The organism is Chryseobacterium ginsenosidimutans (assembly GCF_039536845.1).
In the GTDB taxonomy this organism is placed as follows: Bacteria; Bacteroidota; Bacteroidia; order Flavobacteriales; family Weeksellaceae; genus Chryseobacterium; species Chryseobacterium ginsenosidimutans_B.
The window spans coordinates 1,206,049-1,218,658 of sequence record NZ_BAAAZJ010000003.1; the positions used below are offsets into that span (position 1 = coordinate 1,206,049).

The 12,610-nt window shown below is 34.7% G+C and carries 15 protein-coding genes; 6 read left to right on the forward strand and 9 right to left on the reverse strand.

Annotation, left to right across the window (positions count from 1 at the left end; translation table 11 throughout):
- The 4 genes from ABD745_RS05625 to ABD745_RS05645 all read left to right on the forward strand — a co-directional run.
- The coding region (locus tag ABD745_RS05625) for a hypothetical protein (RefSeq protein WP_344826520.1) at positions 1-373 on the forward strand (373 nt) is incomplete at its 5' end.
- Between the two features lie 76 nt (positions 374-449).
- Complete coding sequence (locus ABD745_RS05630) at positions 450-1,568, forward strand: retropepsin-like aspartic protease (RefSeq protein WP_344826523.1); 1,119 nt, start codon at positions 450-452, stop codon at positions 1,566-1,568.
- Between the two features lie 283 nt (positions 1,569-1,851).
- Positions 1,852-2,805 (forward strand): DUF6624 domain-containing protein, encoded by a 954-nt coding sequence (locus ABD745_RS05640; RefSeq protein WP_344826529.1) that lies wholly within the window; start codon positions 1,852-1,854, stop codon positions 2,803-2,805.
- Between the two features lie 196 nt (positions 2,806-3,001).
- Positions 3,002-3,478 (forward strand): GNAT family N-acetyltransferase, encoded by a 477-nt coding sequence (locus tag ABD745_RS05645; protein WP_344826532.1) that lies wholly within the window; start codon positions 3,002-3,004, stop codon positions 3,476-3,478.
- 171 nt (positions 3,479-3,649) lie between these two features.
- Here ABD745_RS05645 and ABD745_RS05650 read toward each other — a convergent pair whose 3' ends face one another.
- Positions 3,650-3,973, reverse strand: coding sequence for a nuclear transport factor 2-like protein (locus tag ABD745_RS05650; RefSeq protein ID WP_344826536.1), 324 nt, complete (start codon positions 3,971-3,973; stop codon positions 3,650-3,652).
- Positions 3,974-3,996: 23 nt separating this feature from the next.
- Positions 3,997-4,788, reverse strand: a complete 792-nt coding sequence (locus ABD745_RS05655; protein ID WP_344826539.1) for an SDR family oxidoreductase — start codon at positions 4,786-4,788, stop codon at positions 3,997-3,999.
- A 128-nt stretch (positions 4,789-4,916) separates the two neighbouring features.
- On the opposite strand from ABD745_RS05655, the gene ABD745_RS05660 reads away from it, so the two are divergent.
- Complete coding sequence (locus ABD745_RS05660) at positions 4,917-5,300, forward strand: winged helix-turn-helix transcriptional regulator (RefSeq protein WP_344826542.1); 384 nt, start codon at positions 4,917-4,919, stop codon at positions 5,298-5,300.
- A gap of 268 nt (positions 5,301-5,568) precedes the next feature.
- On the opposite strand, the gene ABD745_RS05665 is transcribed toward ABD745_RS05660, so the two are convergent.
- From ABD745_RS05665 to ABD745_RS05675, 3 genes are read right to left on the reverse strand one after another with little or no spacing between them, the layout of a single operon-like run.
- Positions 5,569-6,624 carry a hypothetical protein gene (locus ABD745_RS05665; RefSeq protein ID WP_344826545.1) on the reverse strand — a complete coding sequence of 352 codons (1,056 nt, stop codon included), beginning with the start codon at positions 6,622-6,624 and terminating at the stop codon, positions 5,569-5,571.
- A 10-nt stretch (positions 6,625-6,634) separates the two neighbouring features.
- Positions 6,635-7,651, reverse strand: coding sequence for a hypothetical protein (locus ABD745_RS05670; protein ID WP_344826548.1), 1,017 nt, complete (start codon positions 7,649-7,651; stop codon positions 6,635-6,637).
- 29 nt (positions 7,652-7,680) lie between these two features.
- The gene (locus ABD745_RS05675) at positions 7,681-8,736 is read right to left on the reverse strand and encodes a hypothetical protein (RefSeq protein ID WP_344826551.1); all 1,056 of its coding nucleotides are present in this window, start codon (positions 8,734-8,736) and stop codon (positions 7,681-7,683) included.
- A 621-nt stretch (positions 8,737-9,357) separates the two neighbouring features.
- Here ABD745_RS05675 and ABD745_RS05680 point away from each other — a divergent pair.
- Positions 9,358-9,600, forward strand: coding sequence for a hypothetical protein (locus tag ABD745_RS05680; RefSeq protein ID WP_344826554.1), 243 nt, complete (start codon positions 9,358-9,360; stop codon positions 9,598-9,600).
- Between the two features lie 358 nt (positions 9,601-9,958).
- Here ABD745_RS05680 and ABD745_RS05685 read toward each other — a convergent pair whose 3' ends face one another.
- Genes ABD745_RS05685 through ABD745_RS05700 form a run of 4 tightly spaced genes read right to left on the reverse strand, consistent with a single transcriptional unit; the run spans position 9,959 to position 12,607 of the window.
- A complete protein-coding gene (locus ABD745_RS05685) occupies positions 9,959-10,429 on the reverse strand; it encodes a nuclear transport factor 2 family protein (RefSeq protein ID WP_344826557.1) in 471 nt (156 codons plus the stop codon).
- A 26-nt stretch (positions 10,430-10,455) separates the two neighbouring features.
- The gene (locus tag ABD745_RS05690) at positions 10,456-11,286 is read right to left on the reverse strand and encodes an SDR family NAD(P)-dependent oxidoreductase (RefSeq protein ID WP_344826560.1); all 831 of its coding nucleotides are present in this window, start codon (positions 11,284-11,286) and stop codon (positions 10,456-10,458) included.
- 18 nt (positions 11,287-11,304) lie between these two features.
- Positions 11,305-11,994: a putative quinol monooxygenase gene (locus ABD745_RS05695; protein ID WP_344826563.1), complete on the reverse strand. Its 690-nt coding sequence runs from the start codon at positions 11,992-11,994 to the stop codon at positions 11,305-11,307.
- Positions 11,963-12,607, reverse strand: coding sequence for an SDR family NAD(P)-dependent oxidoreductase (locus ABD745_RS05700; RefSeq protein WP_344826566.1), 645 nt, complete (start codon positions 12,605-12,607; stop codon positions 11,963-11,965). The genes ABD745_RS05695 and ABD745_RS05700 overlap by 32 nt, the downstream gene beginning before the upstream one ends.
- Between the last annotated feature and the right edge of the window lie 3 nt (positions 12,608-12,610).

A 12,610-nucleotide genomic window follows, 5' to 3' on the forward strand; every position in this document is an offset into this window, starting at 1 on the left:
ATTTACTCCAGAAGGAGTACAAGCAAAACAAAAAGAGTTGAACGCTTTATCAATCGACGAAAGATTAAAAGTTGCCGAATATGTAGCCAATAATCCGGTTGATTTTATTTCTGAAAACTTCGAAATGTCGGACGAACAGCAAGCTTACCTTAAAGAACTTGAATTAGTAGACTTAAGAGTAACAGGATTCAGTTTAGCGATCGGATTTTTAGGACAAATTCCTGTTGATATGCAGGATACAACGCCTCCTTCAACTTTCGCTTCAAGAGGAAAGAAAAAGAAAGAGCTTTCCACAAACGTAAGCACAACAACCAATCCTCAGACTGGTGCTACAACCGTAACGGGTTCTGTCGGCATCAAGTGGACTTGGTAATTAAATTAGAAGACTGCCTCATTGGCAGTCTTTATTTTTTATTCTTATATTTGTCTGACACCTTAATCAATCGAAAATGAGAAATCATAAAAAGCTTTTGTTTTTATTTTTATTATTGTTTCCTTTCTTTTTTAACGCGGCAACAATACCATTTGAATTAATTGACGGAAAGATAGTGGTAAGCCTAAATATTAAAAATAATCCCTATAATTTCATTTTTGATTCAGGAGCTTTTACGATTATTTCATCTGAACTAAAAGATCAATTGAAAGAAAAGAAAAGTACTACTATTTTTGAAGGAGTAGACGCAAATAATGCGAAATCAAAGATGGAAGTTTTTTCGACAGATAATTTACAGGTAGCAGATTTGAACATTAAAAACGTGAACTTTTCATTTGCAGATATAGGCTGGATGAGCGGTCGTGCGTGTAAAAAAATTAGTGGAATTTTTGGAGCCAATATGATGAAAGGCAAAATTTGGCGAATTGATTTTAAAAGCAAGACGATTACGGTGTTTGATAAACCACAGGAACTCGCCAATCCTATTGCAACGATTCCTTTTTCTGAAGAGAATTTTACCAATGTTCCAAGAATTAACGCTAAAATAAGAAATCAAAATATAGAATTTATATTTGATACCGGTTCCGGAATGGGATTTACGGTTAATCAGACAGTATACGATAAAATAAAAGATAAGGACTTTTTGACTTTTGAAGGGCTTCTATCCCAATCTTTAAATAGTATTGTTAAAGGACAAAGACAGGTTGATTTGATGGATATTGAACTCAATGACACAAAACTGGGTAATCAAATAATAGACAGCAGTTCTGATTCACCTAATTTAATTGGCACCAGGTTTATAGAAAATTATTTAGTTGATCTTGATTTTATTAATAAAAAAATCATTCTTGCGAGTACAGGAAAAACTCCTGAATATCAAAGTTTCGGGATTGCATTTGCACCGATTGATAACAGTCTTGTTATTGTAAATAAATTAGAAATTCCTCCATTATCAGGACTACAATTAGCGGATACAATCATTAAAATTAACAATATTGATGTTTCTAAAATGAGTAGCGAAGCTTTCTGCGAAATAAAAACATTACTTGATAATAGCAAGACGATTACCATAGAAAATAAATCTCATAAGATATTTACTTTGGAAAAGAAAAATGTATTACAATATCTGAATTAAAAAGTCTAGAATCTAGAATAAACTCCTGCTGAAAGTAGGAGTTTTTATTGGGAGCTGCCAGATAATTTAAATAAAATTTTAATTATTTTAATTTACTTTCTCAAAATCTCGTATCAATAAACAAAGTTTTATAAATTGACGGAGTATGAGTTTAATGTAACAAAATATGAAAATTGGATATGCAAGGGTTTCTACCAAAGATCAAAATTTCGATTTACAAATTAAAGCCTTAAAAAAACAGAACGGAAACATCTAAAATTTAATAATTTAATACAGAAAAAAAATGAGAAACAATATTTATACTTTGTTATTATTATTTTTATTCACAAGCGTTAATGCTCAAGAATATTCAAAATTAATAAGTGAAGCTGATAAATTATATGAAACAAAAAATTATAAAATGTCTACTGATTTATATAATAAAGCTTTTAAAATTGAAAGCAAAAATCCAAATCACTTATATAATGGCGCATGCGCATCTTCTTTGGCAGGAAATACAAAAAAAGCATTTAAATGGTTGAACTTATCAATAGAAAAAGGTTGGACAAATCTGAAGCACTTAAATTCTGATACTGATTTAGAAAATTTACATTCAAAAAAAGAATGGGGAAAAACAATTGAAAAGTTAGAAAAAAAATTAGAGTTAATAGAAGCGAATTATGATAAACCATTGCAGGCTGAATTATTGACAATTCTTGACGAAGACCAAAAGTATAGAGTTCAAATCAATGAAACCCAAAAAAAATTCGCTCAAGATTCTAAAGAAATGCAAGACCTTTGGAAAATAACAATTCAGAAAGACTCAATTAACTTATTAAAAGTAAAAAAAATATTAGATGAAAAAGGTTGGGTTGGTAAAGACAAAGTAGGTGCACAAGCCAATAGTGCATTATTTCTTGTAATTCAACATTCAGATTTAGAAACGCAAAAAAAATATTTACCAATGATGAAAGAAGCTGTAACAAAAGGAAATGCAAGTCCAGGTTCTTTAGCTTTGTTAATTGACAGAATAGAAATTCGAGAAGGTAGAAAACAAATATACGGAAGTCAAATAGGAACCAATCCAAATACTAAAACTCAATATGTTTTACCTTTAATTGATCCTGACAATGTAGATAAAAGAAGAACAGAAGTTGGCCTAGGTCCAATCTCTGACTATGTTAAAAATTGGAATTTAATTTGGGACGTTGAAAAGTATAAAAGTGAATTATCCGAATTAGAAAAATTAAATAAATAGAAAAAATGTCTACTAACAGGCGTTTGGTAAGATTGCGAATTTTGTGGTAAATTCATTTTTACGTTTCGCAAGAAATTTAATCTTTAACAGAAAATAATCGGTTCCGAAGTTCGCAACCTCGCCAAGCATCAGAAACGTTACTATAGATAAAACTAATTCTCAAAAAACGATGCAATAGAAGCATCAATATCTAGAAATGAATATTGAATTTAGGTGTTTAGAACCTGGAGAAAGTGGTGAATACCGAAAAATAAGGTTAGAAAGTTTAAAAAAATTCCCGGATTTTTTTTCAGCAGATTATGAAGAGTCTGTAAAAATTGATAAACTTTCCATTGAAAGAGATATTGAAAACCAAACATCTGATAAATTTATTTATGGTGCATTTTTTAATAATCAATTAATTGGGATTGGTGTATTGGTAAAGAATTCGATGAATGTTGGAAATATTTATCAAATGTATATAAAGCCTAAATTTCAAGGTCATAATATTGGGATGAAATTACTGGAGAATATCATCACAGAAGCTGAGAAAAGATTTGGTAAGATAGAACTTTCTTTAGAAGTACAATCTCATAATTATAAAGCTAAAGAGTTATATTTTAAGGCGGGGTTCAGACAAGTATTAGAAAGAAAAGAACATCATTGTATTGTGATGGCCTATAAATTTGTGTAAAATCATAAATCTCAAAAAATGATTAAAAAATATCAATATCTCTGAGCAATACTTGCTGAATGTTTGGAGTATTTTATAAATACAAATATTTAAAATTTCAAAAAACAATAAAAATCACTTCCGAGAATGGTTTGCCCGTTATTCAAAAAAACGGCTAAACTTAGCCGTTTTTTAATCAGTTACTTTCAAACGTTGTATTTGTCCGTCAACAATTTCGAAATGAAATTTTAATATAATTGGACTTCCAGGAAATGTACCTGAACACTCTGCAGATAAGACACTTGAACTGCCATTTTTTTCATAACTGACAGGCGTCATAACCGATTTGTAACGCTCGTTGGAATCTGCGATCCAATGCTCTATTTCTTTTCTTCCATTGTGTGTTTTTCCTTCATCAAAAACAACAGCTGTATCAGAAAAACAATTTGCGTAGGCAACGCTATTAAAATCGTTCTGAGCTTTTACTAATTCTGTGATTACTTTTGGTAAATTCATATTTTCTTTTTTTTTTAAGATTATTAAATTGTTGGTACTGTGCCACCATCGATTACGAATTCAGTTCCTGATAAATAGCCGGCTCTTGGTGATACAAGAAAATTAACTAATTCAGCTACTTCTTTTGGTTCGGCAGGTCTACCGAAAGGTATTCCACCTAATGCATCTATTACACTTTGTTGCGCTTCTTCTACAGTACTGTTTGCGTTTCTTGCAATTTCGCCCAGCCAGGCTTCAGATGCTGTAGTATTGATCCAGCCTGGCGAAACAGTCAGAACCCGAACACCTTTAGGGGTAACTTCGTTTGATAAACTTTTACTATAGTTTCTCAAAGCTGCTTTTGCAGCTGCATAAGGCAAAGTTGAATCGTACAAAGGGAGTTTACCCTGGATGGAAGCGATGTGAATAATAACACCACTTTTCCTATCGATCATTTGTGGTAAAAAACCTCTGTCCAGTCGAACAGAAGCAAGCAAATTAGCTTGCAGGGTTGATTCCCAATCTTCATCTGTTAATGTAGTAAAGCCGCCGGCGGGTGTTGATGATCCACCAAGGTTATTTACAAGAATATCCAGCCTTCCATAAGTAGACAATACTTCGTTGATTACTTTTTGTGTTCCTTCTGCCTTGCTCAGATCGGAGGCAATAAAATGCAGATTGCTGTTTTCTTTTTCAGGTGCATTTCTAGCAGAAATGATAACTGTTGCGCCAGCTTGTAGCAACCTTTCTGCAATTGCTTTTCCTGCTCCTTTTGTACCTCCTGTTACCAATGCAATCTTGCCTGATAACTCATTGTTGAAATTAAATTGTTCCATTTTTTAGAATTATTTATAGGACAAAATTGGGGTATAAAAACAGTTTGCACAAGTACGGAATTACGATTCATATAGGGATAAATTATTCCCCTATTGCACTAATCGGAACATACGTTTAATTTTGCAATATGTATGAGAGAAAAATAATACCGAACTTAAATTGCGGTCTTGATCTGATCGGTGAAGTACTGTATGGTAAATGGAAAATACGTTTGCTTTGGTTTATTGATCAGGGGCATAAAAGACCAAGTGAATTACAGCGTAAAATACCGGATGCAACACGACGGGTTTTAAACATTCAGTTAAAGGAATTGGAAGATCACGAATTGGTTACAAAGAAAATTTATCCGGTCGTGCCTCCAAAAGTAGAGTACAGCTTAACGGAGTTTGGTAAAAGTTTGATTCCTGTAATAGGTATTTTAGGTCAATGGGCAGATCAACATGAGGATCGATTAAGGATGTTGATTTTAAACAGACTTCAAGGATCTGTTGATCTAGAAAATTTCAGCTAAATTAATCTCACAAAACGATTATATATCTTGTAATATGTTAATTTTTAATTATACAAAAAATAAAGATTAGATAATTAAAAGTCCCGAAAGTTGTTATCTGAATAAATTTGCAAGTTTGAGCTATTAGCTATAGGGAACGAAAACTTTGGAAATGCAAATACTCTTAATGTTAAAGAATCTACAGTCGGGACTTATATAAGAAGGTTATAACAAACTAAACATCAAAAACCTCTTTTACCTTCTAAAGAATTTATCAATATATATTTATTTAATTTCCTAAATAGACAAAATAATTGGCATTCAATGCACTTGGTCTGATGTCTACAGGGGTGTCACTCCCTCCGGATGCTGCTGTATAGGAGTGGAAATGAAATCCAGAGGTACTCTGCGGATAATTTCCTCCACCTACAAAAGCTCCGGACAGCCAATAGGCATGGATATTATTTCCGCCTCCGTTGGCTGTATTGGTCCTGATCGTTTGGTAATTAAACGTGTGATCGTGTGCCCCTGCTGAATTGGTTGTATAAGTGAAATTAAATACAGGAAAATTACTTCGCGTAAGTGTTATGGTATTATTTCCTGTAAAACTTCCTGGTGTTGCTGTTGTTCCTATGGAATATCGACCGGAAGCATCGGGTAAGGCTGTTGTTATTCCCAATATGGTTGATGCATTGTTCTGAGCAGTTTGGGGTAAAGAAGTGACAGCTCTTCCGTCAAGAAGATACCATCCGTCATGATCTGCAGTATTGTATGAAGGTTTTATGTCACCGATGTCAAAAAATTCCGCAGTATCATGCAGTAAGGTCCCTTGTGCATCGGCAACAACATTTCCTACACTGCTTAAAGTCTGAATTCTGACTTCCCCATTTACATCTAAAGCCTGGGTAGGAGCGTTTGTTAATAATCCGATTCGTGAAGTCGCACCGTCAATATAAAATAATCCCGGACCGATATCCAAAAAATTCCCGTTTTGGATAACTGTACGGTTTGAATTGACAATACCGTCTATAGTATAAATGCTGTTAGTATTAGCATTATTGTCTAATAGAGGAAGCCATGTTCCGGAATGAAAAAACCAAAAGCCTTTTTCATTAACGGTCACGCCGTCATTTGTAAGAGAATAAACCAATTCAGCTTCCTGCGGATTTTGAATATTGGTAATTTGTAATGCAGTCTGGCGGGGAATTAAAATCCCATTTCTATTGGAAACTACATCCAGTACTGTTTGAGGAGAGCTTGTTCCGACTCCCACTACGGCTTTCTGTGCTTTTAAAGGTGCAACTAATGCTGATAAAAACAAAGAAGTTATAATTATTTTTTTCATAATTTCCAATTTATTGTCCCAGATAAATAAAATAAGTATAGGTGATGCTTTCAGGTATAATATTCAGAGTGGCTCCGGTTCCTCCGGAAGCAATATTTCCGGTATGAACATGGGCTGGAGCTGTAGTTAACGTTACCCCAACGGTACTGCTCACGGTTCCTCTTCCTGCTCTTACAATAAATGCATTTCCAGAGGCTACAGCGTTCATATTTTGTCCTCCGCTTAATACTGAGTGGGTATGATCGGCAACTGCCGAAGTTACACCTGTCATATTATAATTGGGTAAGTTTGCTCTCAGAAGAGCAATATTTGAAGAGCCTCCTGTTGCCAAAGCAGCACCTTGTTTAATCAGAAGATTATTAGCATTGATTAAAGTTCCTGAAATTCCTAATGCTGCTGCATTGGTTTGTGCGATAGCCGGTAAAGTATTCACTGCGCGACCGTCTAATCTATACCAGCCGTTATGATCTGTAGAACGAAGGGATTCTTTTACGGTTCCGTAAGGTACTTTAGGGCCGATAGCTAAAGTTCCGTCTGCTAAGGCTACGACATTTCCGTTTGATAAATTTCTTATACGGGTATTTCCGTTGATATCCAAAGTATGTTCGGGAGTATTATCTCCAAGCCCTACTTTTTGACTCGCAGAAAGGATTGATAATTTATCTGAGTCGAAAGAAAGATTATTTCCGCCTGTAGTCATTGTTCGGTTAGCGGCTAAAGTTCCGTCACCGTTATAGAGATCTGTATTTATTTGTAAAGCAGCTCCGAAAGGTTTCCATACTGTACCGTTGTAATACCAAAATCCTATTTTATTGATTGTAGCTCCTGTGTTGGTTGTTGCATATACCAATTCACCAAGTTTAGGACTGCTGATGGCTTCTGCTTCAACAGCGGTTATTCGGGGGATTAATATTCCGTGTGTGGTAGATGTAATATCGAGAGCGGCTTTTGGATTTGGAGTTCCTATACCCACTTGGGCTTTTGTGTCGATTAATAAGAAAAGATACAAAAGAGATATGATTTTCATTGTAGTTTTGGTTAGCATATAGTTTTTTATTAATTACCTAAATAAATAAAATAATTCAGCTGGATATAATTAGGATTTAAAGCAATTGGTGTTGCCGTTCCTCCGGTAGGTATTGTTACCGTATGAGAGTGAGCTCCGCCAGCGGTAGATACATAAGTCTGATTGGCGGCTATGGAGCCTGGTGCAGCACCTCCGGCCAGTTGCCATACATTGGAAGCGCCGGCAGGATCCTGAAGAATATCTGTACCTCTTACCACTGTATTTCCCGGACTTATCAAGTCATGACTGTGAGATACACTTGTTGTGTTGCCACTCAGTGTAAAGTTGGGTATATTTCCTTGGGTAAGTACTACGTTATCAGCTCCGGTTGTTGTTCCGGGTGTACCTTGTTTCATATATTTACCTGCAGCATTGGGAAGTATTCCCGTAATGCCTAAACCTGCTGCTCTTGTCTGAGCACTCGCGGGTAATGTCGACAATGCTCTTCCATTCAGTAAATACCAGCCCTCATGATCTGTAGTAACAGAAGAATATCGCAGATCTCCATAATGATAAACTAAAGCTCCGTCTGTCGATAAGATACCAGTAGCAGTAGTCAATACATTTCCTTTAGGTAAGGTGCGAACTCTCATTCCTCCATTAACATCTAATTTTTGTGTGGGGGTTGCAGTCATTACACCTACATTACCGGGGGTATTTCCTGATATGAATAACCTATCAGGACCAATATTCAGGTTATGATTGTCCAGACTAACTGTTCTGTTACCGGTAAGCGTTCCGCTTGAACTGTAAATATTTATTCCGTTTGAGCTGGTTGCTGCAAGAGGTTTCCACGCAGTTCCGTTATAATACCAAAATCCTATTACGTTAACGATGGATCCTGTGTTTGTCGTGCTAAAAACTAGTTCGCCTTCGGTAGGAAGATTAATGAGTTCTATTTGGGCGGCTGTCATTCTGGGAATCAGGATTCCGCTTTGGCTGGAAACAATATCCAGTGCGGCTGTGGGATTTGGAGTATTTATCCCAACTTGAGAAAATATTATTTTGCTCATTAAGACAAATGCTAATAAACTGGTTTTTTTCATATTCCTAATTTTTAAGCGATAAAATTACTAAAATAAACCAATAATTAAGAATAATTATAATAAGGTATTCTTAATTATAATAAAAAATTAACACTAAGCAACATATAAAATTTCAATTATGCATAAGGTCACGATGTTATAAATTTGGAGCCCGCTAAATTTTGTTCAATAAATTTTTTATAGCGAATATTTTCACCATATTTTCGGAAGTTTCTACGATGAGCTCATAATTTCGGCACAGCATTCTGTCGTTATCAAACCAAGAGAAAGTCCGCTCAATAATCCATTAAAAATACATAATGATGGAATTTAAAAGACAAAAAAATTAGATTTTTTCGAAAAAATATATTAATATCAAGTATTAATACTAAAGATCAGAAAACCAAGTTTCCATTAATGTTTCGTTAATAAATATAAATAATATAAAAATATCAATGAAAGTGCTTTTTATCCCTAATTACACTAAACTTATTGAGAAAAACTATGAAAATTTAAAAACTATTTTTTACATCAACCACGTCATTTTTACCATTAACAAGTTTAAGAAATGAGATTTTACAGAATTTACAACTTGAATTATTTCAAACAGCAATTTTAGGAACAGATCATTTTTTGGAAAGGATGATAAAATTTGCTTTAATTGAAAAATATACTTTGGGCTTAGACTATTCAAACCATGAAACGTATAATCAAAAAACTTTAGAAGTTGTTGATTTATATGATAATCTTACATTATTTAAATCTTTGGATGCTGCGGAAGAACAAAATTTGATATCGGAATCTGAAAAAGTTACATTTACAGTATTACGAAAAAAAAATAGAAATCCTTTTTCTCACGCAGAAATAAAAAAAAATACTCATTGATGCTCCCGAAAATTTCACAGGATTTATGTTTAATATAAATGATGTAAAAGAATCATTAATTAATGGAGAGCCAATTAAACTTGGAGAAAAAAAAGAAATAACAACTTTATCATCAACCATTTCTCGACTATATCAACAAAATTATTCGGAACAAATGGTTCTTAACTATTTTGTTACAGTCTATAATATTATAATTTAGCGAAAAATTTTTTCTTCAAAATTGTCTGGTTATATTGTGACAAATTGCGGTTACTTAGATACTGCGTCTTGACCAAATTAAAAATTCTGATAGTGAATACCGTCTTCCTGTATGCATATATTTAGAATTTAAATTCGTAAAAGATGAAATCTCAAAAAATTATTTTCCTGAAAGACGTTGCATGACATCTGCAAACTGTATTGCATCAAGGAATGCATCCACTTTTATGATTTTTCCATTTTTCATCTGCATAAACCAGGCATAAGACATATTATACGGTCTGCCGTCTATTGCTGTTGCCTTTCCGTCAATAAGGGCTATAACCATATCGTTTTCGGCATAAAGCGCACGGACGGATGGGACTATTTTTTGTGATAGTCTGTCATTTAAAGGATTTATTACTTCGTCTAGAAATTGTTTTTTACTTTTATATGTTTTTGAAAGCGGTGCACTGCCGTTAATTGTCCAGACCATATCATCTGTAAGGAGGTCAAAAAAACTACCTTCGCCTTTTGCCCAACGTTCAAATCCAGCGTTGATAATTTTTTTATTTTCATTTTGAGTTTGTGCTGCTGCATTCATTCCGAATGTTGCCATTAAGGCAAAAAGTGCCATTTTGATAGTTTTCATAAGTATTTAGATTTATTGATTAATTTTTAAAAATCTGTAGACAAGGTCAAAGATTTCATCTGCTCAATTTCAATCTGCATATCATTGAGCTTCTTAGTGGCTCTGTTGTAAGCATCTTTTCCCAGAAGTAATCTTAACGGCGGCTTGCTCATTTTACTGATTTCGAAAATGATTTCGGCTGCCTTTTCAGGATTGCCAGGCTGGTGTCCATTGTTCTTTTTCAATTGATTTCTGAAATTGCCCGCTGTTGCATCATAGTCACTAATATTTTTTTTCGCTACAACCAGCGAGCTATCTAAAAAATTTGTTCTGAAGGCTCCGGGTTCTATAATGGTTACCTTTATACCAAGATCTTTTACCTCGTGGTATAATGCTTCCGAAAGACCTTCCACTGCATATTTGGCGGCATTGTATATACCAAATCCCGGCGAACTTGCCAATCCTGAAACAGAGGATAAATTGATGATATGACCGCTCCCTGCCTTGCGCATTATAGGAAGTACAAAGCGTGTCATTCTCAGTGTTACTTCCACATTGATGGAAAGTACTTTTGCAATGTCTAATTCATATGCTTCTTCAATGGCTCCAACAAACCCATATCCGGCATTGTTGATAAGCAGGTCAATGGTGCCATACTTTTCAGCTACGTAACTTATTGAGTTTTCCACTGCAGTTTCATTTGTCAAATCCAGAGAAATCACTTCCAGATTTGGATTTTTAATCACCTCTTTATCAAATGCATCAACGTTTCTTGTTGTAGCAATTATGGTCTGATTTTTTGAGAGAAGGTATCGTATGGCTGCAAAACCGATGCCCTGTGAGGCGCCTGTAATGAGCCAGATTTTATTATTTTTCATTATAATATTTTAAAATTGTTATTTCTCCTGACTGATATCCTTTACGAATAAAATGGAATCCAAAACATTACCTTCAAGCAATGGTTCAACATTTTCAACCAAGTCAACTGTAGTTTGTTGCTTATTATGCTGATCCAGGTCTTTCTGGGTTTCCCATCGCTCGTAGAGTACAAATAGGTTTTTATTTCCTGTTACTTTGTGAAAATGAAATTCTATATTTCCAGGTTCTTGTCTTACCAGGGGCACAAATTTTTCAAAGAGTGCTACAAGTGCTTCTTCTTTCCCGGGTTTTGTTTCAAATGGTACTATTAATGTCGTAAGTGGTCTGTGATTTTCCTTCACCGGCTTATCATTCAAAGGCCATAAGTCTATCAGATAATTCATCTGTATGGGCTCCGTGAGATCATTCTTTTGCAAATCGAATGCAGCTGAAGTGTAAGGATGTTTAAAATGTTCTTCTAAAGAAACCTGATCCTTCCAACGTTCAAATAGATAGAAATTATTGGGATGACCTTCCGCTGAATACAGTTCCATTTTATAATTTCCTGCTTCGGTTCTTGCACCATAGACATCAGACAGCAAGGCATCTTTTGCTTTGGATATACTTTCCGTTTTTGAGGCGACTTTTACGAATAGTATTACCTCATTTTGATTATTGTTATCTGCTTCCATCACATTATTGTTCGAATTCAACAGCTGTTCCTTCATTATAAAGGTTCCAGAATAAATCTGCAAGAATCTCCGGCGAATGTGTTTCGCTGTCTGGGAGAATGAATCCCGCAACGGTAAGCAATCCTACATAAATTCCATCATCTTTAAGCTGGTCATGAAGTTGATATGCCAGACTTCGGATACCTGCTTTACCTATGGATAAAGAGCCATATTCTGCACTTGGATTTATAGCTAATCCTCCGCCGGTTAAAAGAAAAGCGCCTTTCTTTTGTTTCAGTCCTGCATGGGTCAGCTGTAGTGTATGTAACGCATTAGCTACGTTGATGGTAAATTCCTGTGTAAGGGTTTCAGAAGTTTCTTCCACGATGTTTTTCGCTTTCAGTACCGCTGCATTATAAAGTACCGCATCAAATCCTGAATTGCCATCTGATAATGCTGCAACCGCTTTAGTGAGTTGATCTGCCTTACCGGCATCAGCTACAGCATATTTTACGTTGATGTCTTTGGCATTTAGCTCTTGTTTAATTTTTTCAAGATTGTCCTGATTTCGACTTACAAGGTTAATTGCAAAACCTTCTTTAGCAAATTTTTCGGCTACACCACGGCTTAACCCGGGACCCGCTCCGATTATTAAAATTGATTTTTCCATAAC